This is a genomic window from Flavobacterium piscisymbiosum, assembly GCF_020905295.1.
Classification (GTDB): domain Bacteria; phylum Bacteroidota; class Bacteroidia; order Flavobacteriales; family Flavobacteriaceae; genus Flavobacterium; species Flavobacterium piscisymbiosum.
The window spans coordinates 5,453,449-5,478,338 of sequence record NZ_JAJJMM010000001.1 but is presented as its reverse complement, the minus strand read 5'-3'; the positions used below and the strand labels follow the sequence as shown (position 1 = coordinate 5,478,338).

The window sequence follows — 24,890 nt, the reverse complement described above, 5'->3', positions numbered from 1 at the left end:
TTGAAACCCAGTTATTGTTTTTTTATGTGCCGTGTTTTGGCGCACAATTTATTGTAATTGGAATATTTATTTTTTTCTATTAACCAATATTAATTTAACTATGAAACATTATTACAGATTGCTTTTTTTGTTACTGTTTCCCTTACTCGCGTTAGCCCAACCAGCTCACGGCAAAAAGGTAGTGGGGTATTATGCGCAATGGTCTATCTATGCCCGGGATTTTAATATCCCCAAGATCGACGGAAGTAAATTGACGCATTTGAATTATTCTTTTTATGGGACAACTTATGATCCGGCCCATCCTGAGAACACCAAATTATTATGTTTGGACAGCTATGCCGATTTTGAGCATATTGAAGGCGGAATCCCTTGGGATGCTCCAGTAAAAGGAAACTTTTATGACTTGAAAAAGTTGAAAGAAAAGTACCCGCATTTAAAAGTTTTAATCTCTGTAGGAGGATGGACAAAAGGTCAGGATCTTTCTCCAATTGCAGCAAGTCCTGTTGCAAGAGCCGCTTTGGCAGCAGACATGGCAAAATTCATTACCACTTATCCTTTTATTGATGGCTTCGACATCGACTGGGAATATCCTCTTTCCGGCGGAACAGATGGTACTGAAGTAATCAACGGAGCACCAATTCCTCCGCAAAAGTACAGCCCGGACGACAACAAAAACTTAGTTTATTTATTGAAAGCAATGCGTCAGGCAATGCCAAATAAATTAGTGACAATTGCGGCTGGAAACAATGTTCGAAATGTATCCAAACAATACTTAGGGCCAAACAACAGATCGCAATACGGAATGACAGAAGACATTTCGACTTATTGTGATTATATCACCTATTTTGGATATGATTTTGGAGGAAACTGGTACGATAAAACGTGCTACAATGCTCCTTTATACGGAAGTGGAAACGCAAATGATCCGCTATATGGTGCAGCACAATCAGAATCTCTGGATGAATTAACCAATCAATATTTGAATGTAGTTGGTTTTCCTGCCAATAAATTAATCATGGGATTGCCTTTCTACGGAAAGAAATTTGATCATGTGGCCAATAACGGAACCAATCCTAATTTACCGGGATTATTCGTTTCAGCACCAAGAGATATCGTTCCTGGTTGCACGAATCCGCAAAACCCTATCGGAACCTGGGACGGAGCAGCAGCCTGCGAACGTTCAGGAAGCATCGAAATTTGTGATCTGGTAGGAAATCCGGTTACGAATTCACATGCTTATTTAGATCCAAATACCATGTTGGTTACTCCAAGTGCAGCTTCGGCAGGATGGGTACGTTATTTTGATAATACAACAAAAGTTCCTTATTTATACAATGCTACTTTAAAACAGTTTATCTCGTATGAAGATAAACAATCAATGGATTTAAAAGTGCAATATATTAAATCGAAAAATCTTGCCGGAGGTATGGTTTGGGAATTGTCTCAGGATACAAGAGGTTCAATTCCAAACTCATTATTAACTCAGGTTGATACCTCATTCGGGAGCGTAGTTCCGGGAACAGTAAGTATTGCAGGTTCTGTAAAAAACGGATCGGCTTTGGTTCCGGATGTTACTGTTGAATTACGTAATGCAAGCAATGTAGTATTGCAAACGGTAGTTTCTACAGGTGGCAATTTTACATTCAATAACTTAACTTCAGGACAAAATTATACACTAACAGCTTTAAAAGCGTCTTATACATTTGTTCCGGTTACTTTAAACAACGTTACAGTAAATCAAACTGCTGTAGTGATCAACGGAACACAACCTACTTATACCGTTGGCGGAACAGTTCTTAACGGAACAACTCCGGTTTCTGGCGTAACAGTTTCGGCTACTTCAGGAACAATAGTTTTAACTGCAGTTTCGAATGCAAGCGGAGTTTACAGCGTTGCGGGTTTAACAGCGGGACTTAATTTTACAGTTACAGCTGCAAAATCAGGATTCTCATACACACCAGCTTCTACAGTTTATAATGCAATTGATGCAAACAAAACTTTGAATTTTATTCAGGGAGCACCAATTGTTAATTATACCGTAAGCGGAACTGTTGTAAACAATACCACTCCGGTTTCGGGCGTAACAGTTACAGCCACTTCTACAACCGGAAATTTCACAGCAGTTACAAATACAAGTGGTGCTTATTCGCTTAGTTTGCCTTCTGGAGGAAATTATACCGTAACAGCAGCTTTAACAGGGCAAACGTTTACACCGGCTTCAACAGTTTACACCAATTTAGTGGCCAATAAAACACTAAACTATGCTCAGGATGTTATTGTAACTCCTTCAGGTAAAATTAGCGGAACGGTTAAAAACGGAGCAAATTTTGTTTCTGGTGCCAAAGTAGAAATACTTTTACCATGGACAGATAATACACATCCCTGGAAAAGTGTTATCGCCACCACAGATGCTCAGGGAAAATATAGTTTTGACAATGCAGTTGTAGCAGGATATACCACAATTACAAGTTTAAAATTAAACACTTGGGAAAACGGAGAAGTAGTTTACCTACCTAATAATCTGGCCAATTTTGCCGTTCCTGCAAACCCAACAGTTTACAACTTCAGTACAGGTTCTACTGCAAGAGCAGCACTTGTAAGTACTAACTTAATTAGCGGAACTGTTAAAAATGGGACAACTCCTGTTGCAGGAGCTAAAGTAGAATTAGTAGTGCCCTGGACAGATAATACGCATAACTGGAAAAGTGTCCTTGCAACAACAGATGCATCAGGAAATTATACTTTTGATAATACAGTTACAGCAGGTTATACACAAGTTTTAAGTTTAAAACTGAATGGTTGGGAGAACAATAATACCGCATATTTCCCTAATAATCTGGTAAATTTTGCGATGCCAACAACGCCTCAGGTTTACAACTTCAATACCAATACAGTTACAATTACGCCACCTCAGGTAACTATTACAAGTCCGTCATTGGCAACTGTAGCCATTGCTCCGGGAACTGCAATTCAGCTTAAAGCAACTGCAAGTGTAGATGCTACTTTAACTATTTCGTCAGTAGTATTCAATATCAACGGACAAAATATTACAGCAACACTTTCAGGAACAGAATATGTGGCAAACTGGACACCGGTTGCAGCAGATTTCAACAAAAATTATACGTTGAAAGCAACAGTAACCTCTTCAAGTGGTACAACAGCCGAAAACACTAAAGCATTCTCTTTACAATGTTCAGGATCAACTTGTCCTAATTCATTGCCTGTAATTACTTGGAATTCACCATCGGGTACTGTAAACCAAAGTTCTTTTCAGGTTGTACCAATTTCAGTTACAGCTGTAGATAGTGACGGATCGGTTTCAGGTGTTACTATTACAATAAATGGAGGTACATTCAACATGACAGCAGGTACAAATAATACCTATACGTATAATTTTACACCATCTGCTTATCAGGATTATCCGGTTGTAATCAAAGCAACAGATAATAAAGCTGCTGTAACTACATTAAACAATACAATAAAAATTGCTCCGGTGAGCACGAATAGATTTATCCCACTTCCATCCAAAATTATTTTAGGATACGCACATTCGTGGGAAAATGCTGGTGCTCCGTTTTTATACTTCTCTCAAATGGTGGGAAGTAAATTTAATGTAGTCGATTATTCTTTTGTAGAAACCGTTAATCGCGATGGTTATACACCAGTGTTAACTACAAATGACACCCGATATTTGACAAATGGTGTTTTCAATAAACAATTGTTGAAAAACGATATAAAATCCCTAAGAGATAGCGGCGTTCCTGTTATTGTCTCTATTGGAGGTCAAAATGGTCATGTTGTTTTAGACAATGTAACTCAAAAGAATATTTTTGTTAATGGTCTAAAGGCCATTATCGATGAGTATCAATTTGATGGAGTCGATATTGATTTTGAAGGCGGATCGATGAATTTTAATGCAGGAGGTTTAAGAGATATTTCGTATGCGGGTATTTCTGCTTATCCTAGATTAAAAAACGTAGTAGATGCTTTCAAAGAATTAAAAGCGTACTATGGTCCTGGATTTCTATTAACTGCAGCTCCGGAAACCCAATACGTACAAGGAGGATATTCTACCTACACAGATACTTTTGGTTCTTTCTTGCCAATCATTCAAAACTTACGTAATGAATTAGATTTGTTAGCGGTACAATTGTATAATACAGGAGGAGAAAACGGATTAGATGGTCAATATTATGGTTCTGCTAAGAAAGCAAACATGGTAACAGCCCTAACCGATATGGTCATAAAAGGGTATAATATTGGTACGACAGGAATGCGTTTTGATGGTTTACCGGCCTCAAAAGTTCTTATTGCATTACCAGCTTGTCCAAGTGCAGCAGGCAGCGGTTATTTAACGCCTGCAGAAGGAATTAATGCTATGGATTATTTAAGAAACGGAACCACGTTTTCAGGAAGAACATACACTATGCAGCCAGGCGGACCTTATCCTTCTTTGCGAGGTTTAATGACCTGGTCTGTAAATTGGGACGCATCTTCTTGTGGTAATTCATCTGAATTATCTAAAGCCTATGCCGCGTATTTTGCATCGCAGTCAACAGCAAAAAAACTGTCAGTAGATACCATCGAAGCAAATAACACAACCGTGGCTTATTTCAAAAACGATGCATTATCAGTTACAAATGAAACCCAGGATATCGCTCAGGTAGAGGTTTTCAATACCATTGGACAATTATTGGTGAGTCATAAAAACATTCAGAATAATAAAGAAATACTGCTTCAAAATTACAGTTTCTCAACAAAACAAATATTTGTAGTGATCGTAACAGACAGAGCAGGACACAAAAAATCACTGAAAGTAATGAACTTTTTAAATTAATTAAATGAATGAAAATTTAGAAATAAAAAAATTAGGACGGTTAAAATTGAGTTTGGTTATTTATTTTTTAATCTAGTTTTTATTTCGAATAAATGCATCAAATTTAGGTGATTTGTTATTTGGTTTTCACCCGGAGGCGAGCATTATGAACCTGGCAATTATATTGTCAGGTTTTTTTATGCTTTAAAGTGAAGTAAAATTAATAGTGATTTTTTTTAGGAGCTATTTCCTGCTATTCACTTGTATCTTTTATTTTTTTAAAGGAAAAAAATAAAAGGATACCGCTTCTATCAGGGCTAGGGCATTTGTTTTAATAAGAAATTATATTTTCAAATTATGTATTAGAGTATCATTTTTAACACAAAGTAACCCCAGTATTGTCATCCTGACGAAGGAAGGATCACATTAGAAATTCCGCATAGAAATTCGCCAATCTTTGTCGATCAACTAGTGTGATCCTTCTTTCGTCAGGATTGACAAAAATGAGAATAAAAATCCGCATAATCCGTGTTTTCGCATAGCGAATCCGTGTCATCCGCGTGCCATTAAAAGCAAAGTAACCCCAATATTGTCATCCTGACGAAGGAAGGATCACACTAGAAACTCCGCGTAGAAATTCGCCAATCTTTATCGATCAACTAGTGTGATCCTTCCTGCGTCAGGATGACAAAAATGAGAATAAAAAATCCGCATAATCCGCGTTTTCGCATAGCGAATCTGTGTCATCCGTGAGCCATTAAAAGCAAAAGCAACTCCGCTGATTTTTATTTTTTAACTCAAAAAAGTTAAAGATTGCTCACGATTACTACACAGGTTCCAAAACCTATCACAGCAATAATTATTGGAATTAACAATAGTCTTAAGTAAAGTTTTTTATTGTCTTTGGCGAAAATTAAACCAAAAAAGCCAATTAAAAACATCATTACCAGAATGAAACCAAAAAACATTAAACCTTCCATATTTTAAAAAGTTGTATTAAACATTTAATTTTTCTCTTATTTTTTCAATTTTATTATCCCTGTAAAATAAATTCATAGTTTCAAACGGAATAATTTTCATTTTATCACTGACAATATGCACACATGATTTTTTAACTGCCCTAACATCAAAATCATGAGCATCCATAAAATTCATAATAAGAATACGGAATAAATTATTGTAATTCAGTGTGTCAGATTGTACTCTTGGTAAACAGCACATCAGTTCACTAAATTCACCTTCGGCACAATCTACAGATATTCCCGTACTAAATAAATTGAGCATATGTGTTTTTAGTTTTTCGTCGTGCTCAAAAACTATAGTATTTTTTGAGTTATTCAGCAAATCTTCAGGATTGATCAAATGTGTCATAGGAAATACTTCTCCGTCAATTTTTAGCGCATACGCCATGCACAAAGCATCTGGATTACAGGGAACCGGAATTAAATCTTGTGGAGTAAAAACAGGATATTGTTCATAGATTTTTCTACGCACTTCGGTCAATGTTATTCTTCCTGAAATATCATCATAATTGTCATTTCGTCCTGCAACTTGTGTAGGCTGAAAAGTAACGCCGCGCACACATTTTTGTTGTAATGCATACTCGATTATCTGACCAATTTCATCATCGTTTTCTCCTTTTTGAAGTGTGATTACTAATGTGGTTGAAATATTAAATTGATTCAAATGTTCGATTGCTTTTTTGCGAACTTCTGTTAAATCCTCACCTCTTAATTTTTCCAAGACTTCAGGTTTAAAACTATCAAACTGAAGATAGATTTCGAAATCAGGCATATAAGTAGCCAGTTTTTCTACAAAATTGATGTCTTTTGCAATACGAATACCATTTGTATTTAGCATTAAATGTTTAATAGGCTTGCTTTTGGCAATATCTAAAATTTTAAAAAATTCCGGATGCACAGTTGGTTCTCCTCCCGAAATCTGAACCACATCCGGTTCTCCTTCGTTTGCCACAACCGTATCAAACATTTTTTCGATTTCCTCTAAAGTTCGATGCCTGCCATAATTAGGAGCCGAACTTGCATAACAAGTAGGGCAGGCGAGATTGCATCGGTCTGTAACTTCTACAATTGTTAAACAAGAATGTTGTTCATGATCGGTACATAATCCACAATCATAAGGACATCCGTAATGCACTTTTGTATTGAATTTTAATGGCATTTCAGATTGCTTGTTGTAATTACGAAGCTGCTTATAATAGTTGACATCATCAGCAATCATAGATTTCATTTCGCCATGCGTTTTACAATGTTTCAGCATCCAGACTTTGTCATCCTGAAATACAATTTTAGTATCTACAAGAGCCAGACAATGGTGGCACAAACTTTTGGTATAATCGTAAAATATATAATCGCGCGTTTTCATCAAATTAATTTTATATGGTAAATTAAAATTTTAATTGTTTTTAAAGGCAAATATTCGGCAAAGAAACTTCCAGTAATATCCAAAAATAAATATAGAACTCCATTGAATACTGCTTAAATGAAGAAATAAAGGTTCGTAAGGTTTTATGAATTCGACTAAAAATCGAAAGAGGAAATATAAAACCATAAAAAGCTTAAATCGGTCACCATTAATCAGGTTTTTAGTTTTTATCTTTTCAAAAAAAATAAAAAGCAAAATCATAAATACCATTTCGTATAAAGCAATCGGATGTCTTTTTAATCCGTCACCTAAATTCATTCCAGTAAAAAATGTCGTTTCGTTACCAAAGGTAGGTTCAGCAATTCCCATTGAAAAACAGCCAATTCGGCCAATAAATAATGCCACGATAATTGGGATTACATATAAATCTCCCGAAGCAATTTTTACACCAATGCATTTTTTAATTAATTCAACACCCAATAATCCTCCTAAAAATCCTCCGGCCACAGTTTTATTTTGATATAAACTTAAAAAAGTCTGATGAGCAATTTGTGATGGATTTTCGAGTAAAGCAATTACTCTTGAACCTATTAAGGCTCCAATCATGGCACCAATCATAATGATCAAACGATTCGTGTCTGATATGGGATCCTGAATTCTTTTTTTTAGAAAATAATAGATTCTGATGCCAACAAAAAAAGCCAAAGTTTCAAATATAAAATGCCAGTAAAATGTTTTTTCAAAGATTTCAAATTGAAAGGGGAATGTCATTTTTAGTCAGAATTTTTAGCGAATATAGGCAAATCTAATCAAAAATGTTTAAGATTAATTTTTTACTTTTGAAACCCAATTGTATCTTAAAAATTCCATGCAAAAATCAATTAACCTTATTCTTTTATTTCTGATTTTCAATGTTTCTTTTGCTCAAAGCAAATACGAAACCCCTGAAGTAGACCCAATTCAAATTCAAAAAACATATACAGAGTGGTCTGCGTACCAAAGCAAAAATATCATACTTTCGAGAGATTTTATAGCATTAGATTCAAATTCAAAAGAAATTTCAAAAGAATCCTTCCTAAATCAATTGGCAAACGAAAACTTCATCCCAATCCGATTAAAATCAGAAGATTCAAAATATTATTATCAGCTATTCCAAATTCAGCCCAATTCAGATACCAGTATAAAAGCCACCATCAATCAAATTGGTTTCGATGCCCACAAAAATTTCGAAATGGAAGGAACTCCCTTTCCAAAATTCTCTTTCAAAGATTTAAACGGGAATCTGATAACAAATGAATCCATGAAAGGGAAAATAATTGTCATAAAATGCTGGTACATTCACTGTACGCCCTGCATCAAAGAATTTCCTCAGGTAAATAAACTAGCAGACGAATACAAAGACCGAAAAGATATCCTGTTTATAAGTCTCGCCGAAGATTCACCGGAAAAATTAAAGGCTTTTTTAACGAAACGACCTTTAAAATATTCGGTAGTTCCAAACCTGAAAGTATATATGAATGAAGCTCTGCAGCTCAATTCATTCCCAACACATTTTATTCTGAACAAAGACGGTATGATCGCAAAAGTACTGCCTAATTTTGAGAGTTTAGAAGTGGCTTTGGAGAAAGAAAGTAAATTGTAGTTGGGGTTAAACCATATAAGTGATATAAGGTATTATAAGTTTAGTGAAATTTGCACGCAAAGTCACAAAGACGCAAAGTTTTTCATCTTTTTTAGGTTAGTAAGTTTTTGTTTAAATGAACTTATATAACTTATATGGTGAAATTTTTTGAGAAAGAAAGCAATAATTATTTCTTGTTTAACTTTATTACCTCTTTATCAAAGTCAGACAAATACTCCCTGTCCTGAATAATTCTATATTTATTAAATTCCATTTCAGCTTTGATTTTAGCTTCTAAGTGAGAAATTTTGCCCTTATCATTTAGAATTGGATAACTTGAAAGTTGTAGAAAGTTGTTCAGGAAAACACTCCAGTCTTCCATTTGCATAATTATTTGTCTTTTTGCATAATTCTCAGCCAAATCTAAATAAGCAGAAACAATTCGGTTAAGCTCTTGAAGATGTGCGTCGTTTAAATAATTTTTAGCAACACTTACATCACTTTTCTGAATTTTTCCGTCGGGAGCATCTTTCCATGTCGAAAGTCCCATGTAAATTTTAGTAGCGTCAGCTTCTGTATAAATAATTTCAGCAGCAGTTTTTCCGGTTATAGCCCAATGTAGTTTATTTTGTACCGTTGCAAAAAATGTTTTAGTTTCGGCACTTTCTTTTTCATAATTTGCTGAAAGAGAATATATGTCAGTTATTTTTTGATAAAATCGTCTTTCAGAGGAACGAATTTCTCTAATACGCTCCAGTAATCCTTCAAAATAATCTTTACCAAAAGCTTTTCCATTTTTAAGCATTTCATCATTTAGAACAAATCCTTTGATGATGAATTCCTTTAGTGTTTTAGTTGCCCAAATTCTAAATTGTGTAGCTTGGCTAGAATTTACTCTGTAACCAACCGCAATAATTGCATCGAGATTATAAAATAAAGTATTATAATTTTTGCCATCCAAAGCAGTTGCTCGAATTTTTCGAGTAACTGAATCTTTGTCTAATTCTTTAGATTGAAATATTTTTCCTAAATGATATGTTATCGTATGTGATTCAATTCCAAACAACTGAGCCATTGCCTTTTGTGAGAGCCAAAAACTTTCGTCAAGATAAGTTACTTCAACTTCTATATTAGATTGAGAAGTTTGATATAATAAAATAGGAGCCTGCATAATTTTAATAAAAAGTGAAGATAAGCAAAATTGTAATTTTAAACCATTTAAGTTATATAAGAAAATATAAGTTTAACTTATTTATATAAAAGCGAATAAAGTATAGCAGTTTTGATAGCGTGAAGTCTATAAATATAGTTTAAATGTACTTATATAAATTATATGGTAGAAAAAACAACCTCTACAATAAAAAAAACTTAGAACCTTAGCACCTTTGCAACTTAGAACCTTTTTCGTACTTTTGCACCAAATTAATTAAAAAGACATTCATGTTAACAGTCAATAATTTATCAGTTCAATTTGGCAAACGAATTTTGTTTGACGAAGTAAATACCACATTCACACACGGAAATATTTATGGAGTTATTGGAGCCAATGGTGCTGGAAAATCTACTTTTCTAAAAATCATTTCGGGCGATATCGATCCAACTTCTGGCCACATTCATTTAGAACCGGGAAAACGTATGTCGGTTTTAAACCAAAATCACAACATGTTCGACGAGCATACGGTTTTGGAAACTGTTTTGATGGGAAATAAAGTTTTGTACGCTGTTAAAAAAGAAATGGATGAACTTTATTTAGATTACAACGATAAAAACGCAGACAGAATTGGAGAACTTCAGGTTCAGTTCGAAGAAATGAACGGTTGGAACGCAGATTCTGATGCCGCATCGATGTTGTCTAACTTAGGAATCAACGAAGAGCATCATTATACTTTAATGGGAGATCTTGAGGGAAAAATTAAAGTTCGTGTGCTTTTGGCGCAAGCACTTTTTGGAAATCCTGATTTGCTTATTATGGATGAGCCTACCAACGATTTGGATTTTGAAACCATCTCTTGGTTAGAAAATTTCTTAGCCAATTATGAAAATACAGTAATCGTAGTATCTCACGACCGTCACTTTTTAGATTCGGTTTGTACACATATTTCTGATATCGATTTTGGAAAAATCAATCATTATTCAGGAAACTATACTTTCTGGTACGAGTCTAGCCAATTAGCGGCAAAACAACGTGCACAGCAAAACAAAAAAGCCGAAGAAAAGAAACAGGAATTAGAAGAATTTATTCGTCGTTTTAGTGCGAACGTTGCCAAATCGAAACAAGCAACTTCTCGTAAAAAAATGATTTCTAAACTGAATATTTCAGATATCAAACCTTCAAGCCGTCGTTATCCGGCGATTATTTTTGATCAGGATCGTGAAGCTGGAGATCAGATATTGAATGTAGAAAATTTAGAAGCTTCTGTAGATGGAGATCTTTTGTTTAAAGGTGTAGATTTGAATATGGCAAAAGGCGATAAAATCGTTCTTTTTTCAAAAGATTCACGTGCTACAACAGCATTCTATGAAATTTTGAACAATCAGCAAAAAGCAGATGCAGGAACTTTCGATTGGGGAATTACAACCAATCAGGCTTATTTACCGGCAGAAAATCATTCATTCTTTGAAAACGATTTGACATTGGTAGACTGGTTACGTCAATACGCAAAAACAGAAGAAGAGCGCGATGAGGTATTTATTAGAGGATTCTTAGGGAAAATGATTTTCTCTGGAGAAGAAGCTTTAAAAACAAGCCGCGTATTATCAGGAGGAGAAAAAGTACGTTGTATGCTTTCGAGAATGATGATGGAAAGAGCGAATATCCTAATGCTTGATGAGCCAACGAATCACTTAGATCTAGAGTCGATTACAGCTTTCAACAACTCGCTAAAAAACTTCAAAGGATCTGTAATTTTTACTACACATGACCACGAGTTTGCACAAACAGTTGGTAATAGAGTAGTGGAGCTTACGCCAAACGGAGCAATCGACCGTTATATGACATTTGATGAATACCTTGATGACGAAAAAGTTCAGGAATTAAGAACAAAAATGTACGCGAAATAAAACATAGTTTTATATAAAAAAGAAATCCCGATCAGTAAAATGATCGGGATTTTTTTATGTTTATTTCTTACCACCAAAAAGTTTAGCGAATATAAAGATGATTATCGCAACAATAAAGATGACGATAAAAATCCCGAATCCCATTCCGGCTTTAAAAATGTCTCCAATAACTTCGCAACTTGTAAATGAAAATAGTATTACGAATACCATTAACAAACGTGTAATGTTCTTTTGCATGATTTTGCTGTTTTTAGTGTTTTAAAAAGAATTTTGTATTCTAATTATCGTTAGATTAAAATTACTTCAAACAACAAAAAAACGTGTTATATAATTTTGCGGGAAAGTTCTATGATTTGGAGATTAGATATAGTTATAGTCTTTTTTTGTTAGATCACGTACCTATTAATAGTTTATTATTTTTTGATGTATACTGTTGTTTTTTTATCGCCACTTTTCTCAATAATTTGGTTTTCTACACCTGTCCTTAAATCTCTGCTGGCTGTTGCAGATGACAAATCACTAAAATATTTCATATAATCTTTTCTAGTGAATTCTTCTTTTACGTTTTCTATAAATAATTCTAACCGTTCAGTTTCATTTAATTTTTTTGTAGAATTTTCAAGCAACGACGAAAGCGAAGTGTCTATTATTTGTAGCATATAGGAAATAAAATGAGTTGATTTTCCTTCTTTGTCACAAACCGATAAAATCTTATAATATTCTTCCTGATTTTTTGAAATTAACGTCTCGAAAGGCAGGAATTCAAATAATTTATATTCGCTCATCAAAATCAGGGTTTGCCATAGTCTTCCCATTCTTCCATTTCCGTCCATAAAAGGATGAATGAATTCCATTTCGTAATGAAATACACAACTTTTTATTAAGGAGATTTCAGATTTATCTTTTAAATATTCGAATAAATCCTTCATCAAAAAAGGAACGTTTTGATCGGGCGGTGCAATATGTTCTACTTTTGCGCCTTTTACAATTCCAACTCCTTTTTTTCTGTAAGTTCCAGGATCTTCAATTAGATTTTTCATTAACAATTTATGAGCTTTCAAAAAATCTTTTTCCGACTGGTATTTTAAGGAACTTAAGTTATCATATACCTCTAAAGCATTTAAGACTTCAATGATATCTTTTTGAGGTCCCACAACTCTCTTGTTTTCAAGAATTGCAGTAATTTGTTCCTCAGACAATGTGTTTCCTTCAATACTTAACGAAGAATGAATTGTCTTTATCTTATTTTGTTTTCTTAATGTTGGGTTTTGCTTAACTAAATATTTTGCGTTTACTTCTCCGATTTTCTCAGAGACAGAAACGATTAATTTTAATATTTCGGGAGTTATTTCGTATGGAGGTTTCATTTTGATACTATCATTTGATACTATCAAAAGTAGTAATTATTAATCATTGAAGTTAATTTTATTTCAAATACTATCATTTGAACAACAAAAAAATAGGTCTAATTGATTCAAAAAATATCAAGATATTCAAAAAAGAGCCGTAGGCTCGACCCATATTGTAGGGCTGGATTTTAATCCGGTCAAAAAGAATGATAACCATTATACAAAAAATTAATCCCGAAGCCTCGTTACGTTGCTACAATATAAATCATTCCTACGAAATTTTAAAATTACAAAATCAGATTGATCTTTTTTTTGCAAATGTTTTTTGATAATGAAAATTACTATCCCTTGTAGAGAAAAGCTTCAACGGAGCGTCATGTTTATAGCTAATTAATGCGTTCGATTGGCAAAAGCTCCAGCGGAGCGATATCTTTTTTGATTGCGAGCATATGCCACCCGCTGCGGCGGGTTCTTATGAAACGTTATATAAATTGCTATAAATATAACGTCCCTCTGGGACTGGCATTTTTAATGTAAATAGTGTAACGGAATATTACGATAACATTTCAATCAACTGAATTTTATTCCCGCAAGTATCATCCAAAATGACAATTTTCACATTTCCCATTTCAGTTGGTTTCATGCTAAATTCTACGCCAAGATGTACAAGACGTTCAAATTCTTCCTGGAGATTATCTACATTAAATTGCGTGTACGGAATTCCGGCTTCAAATAATGCTTTTTGATATGTTTTTGCTGGTTCAAAATGATTGGGTGATGGTTCTAATAAAACTTCAACGCCATCTGGTTCGTCTTTAGAAACTACCGTTAACCATCTGTTACCTTCGCCTAAAGGCACATCATGTTTTTTTTATAAAACCCAATTTTGTAGTATAAAATTGTAATGCCTTTTCCTGGTCTTGGACTGGGATTCCTATTACTTTTACTTTCATGATTTTAAGTTAAAAGATATAAATTATAAATGCTATTATCATTATTAAAGCTACGAGACAACCAGTAGAACTCTTTGTATTAGTGAAATTTGAATTTCTTCTTAATTTAGTGATCTCATTATTAAATTCTTTTTGCCAAGAATCTGGTATCTCAAAAATGATTTCCTTTTTAATTATTGGAGGAATGTTATTTTCTTTTTGAGGATTTTGGATAATTGAAACAATAGCATCTAGTTCTAAAGGAATAATTGATAATTTCTCAGCCTGTGAACCAATCAGATTTTGAAGTAAATGAACAGCTTTTTCATATTCTTTAGGAACATTTACAAATAGAATTCTTTCTTCAAATGCTATAACATGTTCTAAATATTCTTTAATGAGTTTAGTAACGTGATGAATTTCTTTCAGATCTCCGGTTTCTCCAGGTCTCCCCCAACTTTTAGTTAGGCTGTCTAGCAATCCGACAGCAGGAGTTGAAATTTTTGTTAGCTCAACTAGTCTTTCTTGAATCCAATTGAATGCTTGGTCGGCATCAATATTTTCTAATGGTTTTAAATACAATCCCTTTTTTAAATCCTTAAGTTTTCTAAAAAGAGGATCATTTAAAAATCTCATGAGTTCAGCTGTTAATCTAAATTCCCATCCGTCAGGTTTGTCAATTATAATTCGTTTGATGATTGGGGAGTAATTGTTAAAATCTATAAGGGTAGAATTTTGTTCTTCGTATAATATCAGGTCAGTGCTATTTCCTAAAGAAGAAGCGATATATCCTTCATGTTTTTCTCTCCAAGCGAATAAAATGTTGGCAGAATATTTATGTTCGTCCGTGTCAATTAGTTTATGACAATTTCTACATAACCAGATTGAATTGGTAATTTCTGCTCTTGCAAGATCTGTCATTTTATGGATATATCTTTTAGAGCCAATCCTTGCTCCGTAGATGTGGGCTGCTTCTCCTATTTTTGTTGATTTCTCAGGATTAGAATTTGGACCAATAGTAAGCACTCTGCAATCAGGATTTGAACATTTATAAGCTGCTCTTTTTGCTAATGTATCAATAGTGTTTTTGCTAAAATCAGGATTTATCATTCTTTTTTATGTGTTATTTACTCTAATAAAGTAATATGTTCTTATAAGATCGATAAAACTATAAGCTTTAGGAGTGTAAAGAATCTCAGGTCGGTATATCTGATCAGTTCTATTTAACTATGATTATTTTAAGTGGATAAGTTTATTTAATAATTAAACTATCTACTGTGCTTCTATGATAGCCTTCTTTTGGAAAAATAAAAAATCTAACAGAATATATTCCTTCTTGTAATTTTATCTTGTCATTATTAAAAGAGTATGTGTAACTAGGATTTTCATTTCCAATAGCAATATTTTCACTAAAATAAAACTCCATTGGAACAATCCCAATAGAATTATTAATAAATAATGGTTCTGGTATATAATTTTTAAAGTAGTTGAAATTGTTAGTACAAGTAATCTTTAAATTAAGATCTAGGTATTGAAGGATAGATTGCGTTTTTTCAATAATATTTTCATCTTGTTTAGTTATAAGTAAAAAAGAATAATCAATTTCTTTATCTTCGCCAGATTTATTTACTACTTGAGTTTTTACAGAATGAAACGTATCTATAGATTTTATATCAATTGTTAGATCTAAATAATCTTTTTTTTTCTTTTCTAAATCTTCGAAGTACTGATTTGTAGATAAGCGTAATTGATAAATGGCAATTATAAAACCAATTCCAGTGACAATTATTCCTGCATATTGACTTATTAAAGATTTAGTACTATCTGACCAGCATGTGAAAAAAAGTAAAAAACCTATTAATAATATAAAGAGCAAAAAACTAATGATTAAAAATTTGATTTTTTTCATTTTATTGAATTATAGGATGAATTTCAAATAACGACTTATTTTATATCAGTCGTTTTTAATAAATTCTACATTGATTGTGAATATTATATATTTATTCTCTAATTAGCTAAAGTATAAATTTTATTTCAATATTGGAATATGGGAATTGTTTGTAAGTATAATTTCCAACTAGTAATCAATAAAAAAATATTTCCCCACTCAACACCCCAACAAATAAATTCTGATTTCGTATATTTGCCCAACCAAACATTACACTTAATTATGAGCCAAAAAGTATTACTTAATTCAAAAGAAGTTACTATCATACTCCATCGTTTGGCTTGTCAGTTAATCGAAAAACACCTTGATTTCTCGGATACTATTTTAGTTGGGATTCAGCCAAGAGGCGTTTTTTTAGCTGAACGTTTAAAACAAATATTAGAAAACGAATATCAGGTTCCGGAGATTTCTTTGGGCTATCTGGACATCACTTTTTTTAGAGATGATTTTCGTCGTACTGATAAACCGCTGGAAGCCAATAAAACACAAATAAATTTTATAGTCGAAAACAAGAAAGTCATTTTTATCGATGATGTATTGTTTACCGGACGAAGCATTCGTTCTGCCTTGACCGCAATTCAGTCTTTTGGGAGACCTTCAGAAATCGAATTATTAGTGTTAATCGACAGACGTTTTAGCCGTAATTTACCTATTCAGCCCGATTATCGTGGTCGTCAGGTTGATGCTATAAATGACGAAAAAGTAAAAGTAAGCTGGAAAGAAAATGAAGGCGAGGACGCTGTTTATCTGATAACGAATTAAAAGTTTAATCGGTAATTTGTTTAATCGTTTAATCGGAAAGAAACGATTACCGGTATAGCAAATAAACGCTTAAACAAATGAACAAACCAACAAATAAACGATTAAACAAAAAAATATGACAGAGAATGAAGCGTTTATTTATGAATCAATTTTTAATCAGGTCAGAATGGGATTTCTTTCTCTCGATGAGATTCAGGAGAACATTATAGAAGAAATTGAAGACAACGAATTTGCAGATGAAATCTCAGAAGAGTGGGCTTTTGATAAAATAAGAGAAGAATACCAAAAGTTACTGTCAGAAAGTAAACAATGGGAAAGTCCAACAGATACTGAAAGGCTAATAAATGCGTTTGATGAATTGTGTGACGAGAATATTTTGGCACTTCATAATGCAGGTTACACCACAACAGATGGTGAATATGAAGTGGTTGAAGTTGAAAGAGAATTGCAGGAAAACGAAATAGAGTCTGATGGTTATTGTTTTTATCACGAACAAGATTTAGCAAGAGCAATCGCTGTTGAAAATCCAAGTTTGTTTATCGCTTTTCAGAAAGTAGATAATTCTGATGATGCAACGACGATAGAAGTAGGAAAAAGAGTTGCCGAAGTTTTAATAAACAACGATTTTAAAATAAAATGGGATGGCTCTGCAAGAACTAAAATTGAAATTCCGGGTTTCAGATGGCAAAAGATTTTTGATGAAGACGCAAGAGATCTCCAGGATTACAGTGAAGTGGTAGACAGAATGGTTCAATAGAGTTGCTGCTCCTTAAATAAGCATTGAAGAACTGAATATTTTCAGAAATTCATGAATTTGACAAATAAATATTAAAGAAATAAAAATGAAAGAATTAAGCGTAAATCATTTATTAGGAATAAAATACATCAACGAGAATGATATTAACCTGATTTTTGAAACTGCCGATCATTTTAAAGAAGTCATTAACAGACCTATTAAAAAAGTTCCTTCATTACGAGATATTACCATTGCCAATATTTTCTTCGAAAATAGTACCAGAACAAAACTTTCGTTCGAGTTGGCTCAAAAACGATTATCTGCTGATGTTATCAGTTTTTCGGCAGCTCAGTCTTCGGTTAAAAAAGGAGAAACCCTGATCGATACTGTAAATAATATCCTTTCCATGAAAGTAGACATGGTTGTAATGCGCCACTCCAATCCCGGAGCGGCTTATTTTTTATCCAAAAATGTCAAAGCCAGTATCGTAAATGCTGGAGACGGTGCACACGAACATCCTACGCAGGCTTTGCTTGATAGTTATTCGATCAGAGAAAAACTGGGAGATGTAGCCGGTAAAAAAGTAGTTATTGTAGGTGATATTCTGCATTCGAGAGTAGCCTTATCCAATATATATGCTTTGCAAATGCAAGGTGCCGAAGTAAAAGTTTGCGGACCAAAAACATTAATCCCAAGATATATCGAATCACTGGGAGTTACAGTCGAACCAAATTTGCGTAAAGCCTTAGAATGGTGTGACGTTGCCAATATGCTTCGTGTACAAAACGAACGTATGGATGTGAATTTCTTCCCTTCAACACGTGAATACGCACAACAATACGGAGTAGACAAACCTTTATTAGATTCTCTGGGAAAAGAAATCGTGATCATGCACCCCGGACCAATCAACAGAGGAGTAGAGATTACCTCTGAAGTTGCAGACTCTGATCATTCTGTAATTCTGAATCAGGTAGAAAACGGTGTAGCGATTAGAATGGCAGTGATTTATTTATTGGCGTCTAAGATTCAATAGGTTTAGTTTAATTTTGTTTCAATACGTATGTCATCCTGAGCGAAGTCGAAGGATAAGCGCAAAGGGCTTCGACTTTGCTCAGCCTGACAACCTGAACCTGAAACTTGGAACAAAATTTTCACCACAAAGCTTTGTTGAAGCAGCTTTGCGAACTTTGTGTTTTCCTGACGCATTATTGGTTAAAAATCTTAGCGAACTTTGCGGTAAAATCTCATTTCTACATGAAACAAAAAATAAAAACTAAAAAATTTGTACCTTAGCTCTCACAATAGCGCCTATAAATAAGAAGATGAAAGTAGATCAAAAAGGACATACCGTTACAATTAAAAATACACAGGGAGATTTTAATGCTTTTCTGGAAAAAGTAACGCAGCAATTTAAAACCTTTGAAAAACAAAATATTATAATCGATTTATCAGCAGATTCAGGTTTGACTGAAAAAGAAGTGAAGCTTTTTTTACCACTTGCAAAACAGCAAAAAAAAGCTAAAAAGTCGTTTGTAATTGTAGTTGCTGATCTTGACTTTAATGCCGTTTCAGATAAACTAACCGTAGTGCCTTCTCTTTTAGAAGCACACGATATTATCGAAATGGAAGAAATCGAAAGAGACTTAGGATTTTAGATTTTAGTCCCGAGGCTTCGGGATCAGATTTTAGATTTTTTAATGCCTGAATCTAGGCTTTTGATTTTTAGATTGCAGATTAATTCTAATTTTTTTAATCTAAAATCTACAGTCTAAAATCTAAAATCGAAAAGAATCTAAAATCAACAATCTAAAATTTAAAATGAAATTAACCATACTTGGCTGTTATGCCGCAACTCCCAGAACACTTACCAACCCGACTTCGCAGGTTTTAGAAATTAAGAACAAATTGTTTTTAATTGATTGTGGCGAAGGAACTCAGGTACAATTGCGTAAAAACAAGATTAAATTCTCTAAGATTAATCACATTTTTATTTCGCATTTGCACGGAGATCATCTTTACGGATTAATTGGTACTATTTCGACTTTTTCACTTTTGGGCAGAACAACTGATCTGCACATTTACGGACCAAAAGGAATTAAAGAATTAATTCTTCTTCAATTGAAACTGACAGAATCCTGGACGACTTATAGTTTGTTTTTTCATGAATTAGAGTCAAAAGAAAGTGAAGTTATTTTTGAAGATACAAAGGTTATCGTAAAAACCATTCCGCTGAAACATCGCGTTTACACGAACGGATTTTTGTTTCAGGAAAAACCCGGAGACAGAAAACTGAATGTTGAGGCTGTTCAGCAATATGATATTCATACCGCTTATTATCAAAAAATAAAGGGCGGGGGAGATGTGACACTCGATGACGGAACAGTAATTGAAAATGAGAAATTATCTTTCGATCCTATTCCCGCGATGAGTTATGCTTTTTGTTCCGATACCGTTTATCATGAAGCAATAATTCCGATTATAAAAGATGTTGATGTGTTGTATCACGAATCTACTTTTTTAGAATCAGAAGCTCCTTTGGCACTGAAAACATTGCATTCAACAGCCAAAGAAGCAGCGAAAATTGCCCTTAAAGCCAATGCAAAACATTTGGTTTTAGGTCATTATTCTACACGATATGATGGCATTGAACGTTTTAAAGAAGAAGCTGCAGAAATTTTCCCAAACGTACTTTTAGGCGATGACGGGAGAAGTTTTGAATTCTAAGATTATGAGGTGCTAAGTTGCTAAGGTTCTAAGTAAATGTGATTGAAGTTTTGATTTAAAATCTATCCCGAGACTTCGGGACAGAAATCTAAAATAATAAATAAGTATTCTTAGTTTTTAGGCCATCCAAAAAAATCTAAAATCTAAAATCAGAAATCTAAAATATATTTCCATGAATGATTTAAGCAATTATAGAAAATCTTACGAAAAGAGTGAATTATTAGAAACCAATATTCCCGAAGATCCCATTAATCTTTTTAACAGATGGTTTCATGAAGTCGAAGATTTCGGCGGAAGCGGAGAAGTGAATGCTATGACAGTTTCTACGATTGGATTAGATGGTTTTCCGAAATCGAGAGTGGTTTTATTAAAGAAATTCACGGAGGAAGGTTTCATTTTTTATACCAATTATAAATCTGAAAAAGGAAAAGCAATTGAGGCAAATCCTCATGTTTGTTTGTCTTTCTTTTGGCAGGAAATGGAACGTCAGGTTATTATAAAAGGAATTGCACAAAAAACTTCTGAGAATATATCTGATGGTTATTTTGATTCCCGTCCTGAAGGAAGTAAGTTGGGCGCGATTGTTTCACATCAGAGTGAAGTGATTCCGTCGAGAACTTTTTTAGAAGAAAATTTAAAGAAACTGGAAGCAGAATTTGAAGGAAAATCAATTCCAAGACCTGAAAATTGGGGCGGATATTTAGTAACTCCTTTAGAGGTTGAATTTTGGCAGGGAAGACCTAATAGACTACATGACAGAATACGTTACCAAAGCCAATCTGATTATTCCTGGAAGATTGAGCGATTATCTTCTTAGTTTGTAAGAATTTTATATTTAATAAATAAATAAATATGTATTTCATCGATTATTTTTGCAGTTTGCCGATAAATTGAATACGTTTGAATAAGAAAAACGAGACAATTTATTTTTAAAATATATTTTAAGGAATTTGCCCCAACATTTACTTTAATTTTAACTGCTATTGATTATGAAAAAGATGATGTGTGCCATGATGTTCGTTGTAATTTCTATTGCAATGAACTCATGCTCTGCAGATAGTGCCGAGGGAACAGACAATAGTACTACAACCGAAACTCTGATTACGAACTACGCGTATAACGATTCAGAGATCGAAACCATGAAACTTATCAACGATTACAGGGTAAGTATTGGTTTAAATGCATTAGAAAAAATAAATCATATTTCGTTTAAATGTGAAGAGCATAATAATTATATGATTGCCAACAATGTTGTGGATCATAATGATTTTACTTCGCGTTCGAACAATATTATTAGCGTTTTAGGAGCTAAAAAAGTAGGTGAGAATGTTGCTTACAATTACAAAACTTCTGAAGCAGCAGTAAGAGCGTGGCTTGACAGCCCCGGACATAAAGAAAATATCGTAGGCGATTTTACTCATTTTGGTTTATCAGTAACAACTGATGCGAAAACAGGAAAAAAATACTATACGAATATCTTCGCTAAAATTTAAATATTATTGGACTGGTTGGTTTTTAGTAGTCGTTGCAAATCTTTGATTTGCGACGACTTTTTTTAAAGATAAACAACTGGAAAAATCCCAAATAAAAAAATCCAAATTTCAATACAAATAGACGTATTGGAATTTGGATTTTTTATTCCGAGGCTTCGGGCTTAGAATTTAATTTTTATAATCCCATAATAATAAATTCGCTTCTTCTGTTCATTTGATGTTCTTCTTCAGAACAGTTAACCCCATCAGAACATCCATTTACCATTTGTGTTTCACCATATCCTTTTCCGGTTAATCGGTTTTTGGCAACACCGTTTTTAACCAGCCAGTCAATGGTCGATTTGGCCCTGCGGTTGGATAAGGCTTCGTTGTACTGATGTGTAGCCCTGCTATCAGTATGAGAACGGATATCGAGTTTCATCGTTGGGTTGTTGTTCAGTACATCCAGGATTTTCTCCAGATCCAAAGCCGCTTCGGTTCTGATATTGGATTTATCCAGATCGAAATAAATCATTTTTATGCCAAAACATTTTCCAAGGTCATCGCCAATGGTGACTTTACAGGTTGATTTTTCCAGTGCGATCGGAAGGCTTGTTTTTCCTGTTAGTTTTCCAATGGTTACACTGACTTCCCTTGTGGTGTATTCTTCTTTTTCAGCTCTTACATTATAGGTTTTTCCACATTCAACGGCAAAAGTATAATAGCCGTTTGCGTCTGATACAGTACTATTTTTAATAGTTGTTCCTTCATATAAAGTCACTTTTGTTCCCGGTAAAACGGCATTTGTATTCAGATCGGTAATGATACCTTCGAGTGTCTGAACGCATTGTAATTTTCGGGTTTCCAGAAATTTATAAATATCATCAGATCCCTGTCCGCCATCTTTATTGGAACTGAAATAGCCACGTCTGGAAACCGGATCAATGATATAGGCAAAATCATCTTTAGGGGAATTGATATCCGCACCCACATTCTGAATATTGCTGATGGTTCCGTTATCTTCTATATTGCCCACAAATACATCGAGTCCGCCTAGTCCGGGATGTCCGTCTGAGGCAAAGTAGATTTCGTTTTCGTTTGTCACAAACGGAAAGGTTTCCTTGCCTTCGGTGTTAATCGTATTACCAAGGTTTTGTGGCGGGCCATAACTTTCTCCGTTAATACTTACTTTATAAATATCAGATTGTCCAATGGTCCCCGGCATATCTGAAGCAAAATACAAAGTTTTCTCATCCGGACTCAGCGCAGGATGTCCCACACTATAGTTGTCGCTGTTAAAAGGAAGTTCTGTGATGTTTCCCCATTTTCCGTTATTGTCCAGTGTGGCTTTGTATATTTTGATTAATGTAATTTTGTTGTCATCTTTTCCTTTTTTGCCGTTTGCATAATTGTTTCGGGTAAAATAAACCGTTTTTCCGTCTTTGGTGAAAACCGGAGAAGATTCATGAAATTTGGTATTGATGGAAGTTTTGAATTTATTGACTTTGGCACTGCTTCCCGTTGCCGGATCTACATCGGCAAAATACAAATTGGTAAAATATTCATTTGTCCATTTGTGTTTGCGTTGCGAGAAGTTTCCGGTATCACGTGCCGATGCGAAATAAATTTTGTTGTCGTATACAAAAGATCCGTAATCTGAATACTTGGAGTTAATTCCTGCATCTTCAATTGTATAACGTCCTGAATTGGCTTTGATCTCATCGAGATAATTGACATCTTCCTTGTACAATTTTCCCCTGTTGTCATTTTTAAATTTAGCATTGAACTCACCAAGGATTTTATTGGCCTTATCTATTTGTCCAGTTGATTTTAAGGATTGTGCATACCTGTAATAATATTCAGGTTCAACAGCAGTATTCATGGCAAATAATTCGCCATACCATTTAGCAGCGCCATCAAAATCAGAATTGAAGTAATAGGAATTACCCAGTTTCCTGAACATATCCTCAGATTTGTATCCTTTTTCGGCTACGCGTTCATAGGTTTTAATGGCATCGATATAGGCATAATTGTCGTATTTTTTATCTCCGGCAGCAACCTTGGAATCCTGGGCATAACTCTCGGAAGAAAAACAGATTATTATTAAGCAGAGAAGTATATAATTTTTCATAGTGATTATTTTTAGAAGAAACGTGGGGTTGTCATTTTACCGTTGTTTTTAAAGAACTCATAACGCAGGAATATTTCATGTGATCCTGAATTATAATTGTTCAGGTTGGTGGTCTCACGATCATAACCGTATCCTAAATAAAGTCCGTCAGTGATCTGGAAACCTACCATGGCACTTAGTGAGGCGCTCCATCTATAGGCGACACCCACCACAAATTTTTCCATGAACATAAAGTTGGCCGATACATCTACCTGAAGCGGTGCCCCTTCGACCATTTTACCCAGAACAGCAGGTTTGAATTTGATGTATTCAAGCTTATCAAGATCAAATACATAACCTGCCATTAAATAATAATTAATTTTATCCTTAAAAATGGCTATGTCATTATCATCGTAACGGTTGGTTTCGATAAAATTAGGAACAGATAGTCCGATATAAGCCTTATCAGAATGCCAGTAAACACCGGCTCCCACGTTGGGCGAAAACTTATTATCAAGATCCTGAAACTGCGGATCTCCCTGACTCTCCGGATTTAATTTGTTTATATCCAGATTGAACAAATTGGCCGTTCCCTTGATCCCGAAAGACAATTTGAAATCGGGTGAAGTTTGTATCGTATAGGAAAGATCAACTGAAAGATTATTCTCATTAGTTGGTCCTATTTTATCATTAACCAGTGAAACTCCAACTCCTAAATTGCTGTTGCTGATGGGAGTGTTAACAGAAAAACTGCTGGTTTCAGGAGCTCCGTCGAGTCCGACCCATTGGGTGCGGTACAGTCCGAAAATACTTAAAGCGCCTCGTGATCCTGCATAGGCCGGATTTATTGCGATCGTATTATACATGTATTGCGTATATTGGGCATCTTGCTGTGCATAACCGGCAACTCCCACAAACATTATGACGAAGAAATATAATTTTGCTCTCATAGTAGATATTATTATATTATTATTA

Annotated in this window: 21 protein-coding genes; 10 read left to right on the top strand and 11 right to left on the bottom strand. The window is 34.1% G+C overall.

Features of this window, described 5'->3' with window-relative positions:
- Positions 1–100: 100 nt before the first annotated feature.
- Positions 101–4,837: a T9SS-translocated chitinase ChiA gene (gene chiA / locus LNP81_RS23070; protein ID WP_230039624.1), complete on the top strand. Its 4,737-nt coding sequence runs from the start codon at positions 101–103 to the stop codon at positions 4,835–4,837.
- Positions 4,838–5,812: 975 nt separating this feature from the next.
- Here the strand turns inward: chiA and LNP81_RS23065 are convergent.
- Positions 5,813–7,201, bottom strand: a complete 1,389-nt coding sequence (locus LNP81_RS23065; RefSeq protein WP_230039623.1) for a radical SAM protein — start codon at positions 7,199–7,201, stop codon at positions 5,813–5,815.
- Between the two features lie 30 nt (positions 7,202–7,231).
- A complete protein-coding gene (locus tag LNP81_RS23060; RefSeq protein WP_230039622.1) occupies positions 7,232–7,972 on the bottom strand; it encodes a prolipoprotein diacylglyceryl transferase in 741 nt (246 codons plus the stop codon).
- Between the two features lie 97 nt (positions 7,973–8,069).
- On the opposite strand from LNP81_RS23060, the gene LNP81_RS23055 reads away from it, so the two are divergent.
- Complete coding sequence (locus LNP81_RS23055; protein WP_230039621.1) at positions 8,070–8,843, top strand: TlpA family protein disulfide reductase; 774 nt, start codon at positions 8,070–8,072, stop codon at positions 8,841–8,843.
- 166 nt (positions 8,844–9,009) lie between these two features.
- On the opposite strand, the gene LNP81_RS23050 is transcribed toward LNP81_RS23055, so the two are convergent.
- The gene (locus tag LNP81_RS23050) at positions 9,010–9,993 is read right to left on the bottom strand and encodes a virulence RhuM family protein (RefSeq protein WP_230039620.1); all 984 of its coding nucleotides are present in this window, start codon (positions 9,991–9,993) and stop codon (positions 9,010–9,012) included.
- Positions 9,994–10,262: 269 nt separating this feature from the next.
- On the opposite strand from LNP81_RS23050, the gene LNP81_RS23045 reads away from it, so the two are divergent.
- Positions 10,263–11,882 (top strand): ABC-F family ATP-binding cassette domain-containing protein, encoded by a 1,620-nt coding sequence (locus LNP81_RS23045; RefSeq protein ID WP_072964944.1) that lies wholly within the window; start codon positions 10,263–10,265, stop codon positions 11,880–11,882.
- Between the two features lie 60 nt (positions 11,883–11,942).
- On the opposite strand, the gene LNP81_RS23040 is transcribed toward LNP81_RS23045, so the two are convergent.
- The 6 genes from LNP81_RS23040 to LNP81_RS23020 all read right to left on the bottom strand — a co-directional run bounded on the left by LNP81_RS23040 (position 11,943) and on the right by LNP81_RS23020 (position 16,072).
- On the bottom strand, positions 11,943–12,119 hold the full coding sequence (locus LNP81_RS23040) for a hypothetical protein (protein ID WP_173969674.1): 177 nt from the start codon (positions 12,117–12,119) through the stop codon (positions 11,943–11,945).
- Positions 12,120–12,295: 176 nt separating this feature from the next.
- Positions 12,296–13,249 (bottom strand): Fic family protein, encoded by a 954-nt coding sequence (locus LNP81_RS23035; RefSeq protein ID WP_230039619.1) that lies wholly within the window; start codon positions 13,247–13,249, stop codon positions 12,296–12,298.
- A gap of 535 nt (positions 13,250–13,784) precedes the next feature.
- Positions 13,785–14,090 (bottom strand): VOC family protein, encoded by a 306-nt coding sequence (locus LNP81_RS23030; protein WP_230039618.1) that lies wholly within the window; start codon positions 14,088–14,090, stop codon positions 13,785–13,787.
- Position 14,091: 1 nt separating this feature from the next.
- Entirely contained in the window at positions 14,092–14,184 is a 93-nt protein-coding gene (locus LNP81_RS27485; RefSeq protein WP_346432746.1) for a VOC family protein, read from the bottom strand.
- Positions 14,185–14,193: 9 nt separating this feature from the next.
- Positions 14,194–15,273 carry a hypothetical protein gene (locus tag LNP81_RS23025; RefSeq protein WP_230039617.1) on the bottom strand — a complete coding sequence of 360 codons (1,080 nt, stop codon included), beginning with the start codon at positions 15,271–15,273 and terminating at the stop codon, positions 14,194–14,196.
- 142 nt (positions 15,274–15,415) lie between these two features.
- On the bottom strand, positions 15,416–16,072 hold the full coding sequence (locus tag LNP81_RS23020) for a hypothetical protein (RefSeq protein ID WP_230039616.1): 657 nt from the start codon (positions 16,070–16,072) through the stop codon (positions 15,416–15,418).
- Positions 16,073–16,333: 261 nt separating this feature from the next.
- Between LNP81_RS23020 and pyrR the strand changes: the two genes are divergently transcribed.
- From pyrR to LNP81_RS22985, 7 genes are all read left to right on the top strand, one after another.
- Complete coding sequence (gene pyrR, locus LNP81_RS23015) at positions 16,334–16,873, top strand: bifunctional pyr operon transcriptional regulator/uracil phosphoribosyltransferase PyrR (protein ID WP_078005278.1); 540 nt, start codon at positions 16,334–16,336, stop codon at positions 16,871–16,873.
- 115 nt (positions 16,874–16,988) lie between these two features.
- On the top strand, positions 16,989–17,630 hold the full coding sequence (locus LNP81_RS23010; protein WP_230039615.1) for a DUF6891 domain-containing protein: 642 nt from the start codon (positions 16,989–16,991) through the stop codon (positions 17,628–17,630).
- 85 nt (positions 17,631–17,715) lie between these two features.
- Positions 17,716–18,642: an aspartate carbamoyltransferase catalytic subunit gene (locus tag LNP81_RS23005; RefSeq protein ID WP_029273654.1), complete on the top strand. Its 927-nt coding sequence runs from the start codon at positions 17,716–17,718 to the stop codon at positions 18,640–18,642.
- 289 nt (positions 18,643–18,931) lie between these two features.
- Positions 18,932–19,264 carry a ribonuclease Z gene (locus LNP81_RS23000; RefSeq protein WP_230039614.1) on the top strand — a complete coding sequence of 111 codons (333 nt, stop codon included), beginning with the start codon at positions 18,932–18,934 and terminating at the stop codon, positions 19,262–19,264.
- Between the two features lie 163 nt (positions 19,265–19,427).
- Positions 19,428–20,333, top strand: coding sequence for a ribonuclease Z (locus tag LNP81_RS22995; RefSeq protein ID WP_230039613.1), 906 nt, complete (start codon positions 19,428–19,430; stop codon positions 20,331–20,333).
- Positions 20,334–20,505: 172 nt separating this feature from the next.
- Positions 20,506–21,150, top strand: a complete 645-nt coding sequence (gene pdxH, locus LNP81_RS22990) for a pyridoxamine 5'-phosphate oxidase (protein WP_230039612.1) — start codon at positions 20,506–20,508, stop codon at positions 21,148–21,150.
- Positions 21,151–21,322: 172 nt separating this feature from the next.
- The gene (locus LNP81_RS22985) at positions 21,323–21,826 is read left to right on the top strand and encodes a CAP domain-containing protein (RefSeq protein WP_230039611.1); all 504 of its coding nucleotides are present in this window, start codon (positions 21,323–21,325) and stop codon (positions 21,824–21,826) included.
- A gap of 175 nt (positions 21,827–22,001) precedes the next feature.
- On the opposite strand, the gene LNP81_RS22980 is transcribed toward LNP81_RS22985, so the two are convergent.
- Both LNP81_RS22980 and LNP81_RS22975 read right to left on the bottom strand, forming a co-directional pair.
- On the bottom strand, positions 22,002–23,936 hold the full coding sequence (locus LNP81_RS22980; RefSeq protein ID WP_230039610.1) for an OmpA family protein: 1,935 nt from the start codon (positions 23,934–23,936) through the stop codon (positions 22,002–22,004).
- A gap of 11 nt (positions 23,937–23,947) precedes the next feature.
- A complete protein-coding gene (locus LNP81_RS22975; RefSeq protein WP_230039609.1) occupies positions 23,948–24,865 on the bottom strand; it encodes a PorP/SprF family type IX secretion system membrane protein in 918 nt (305 codons plus the stop codon).
- Between the last annotated feature and the right edge of the window lie 25 nt (positions 24,866–24,890).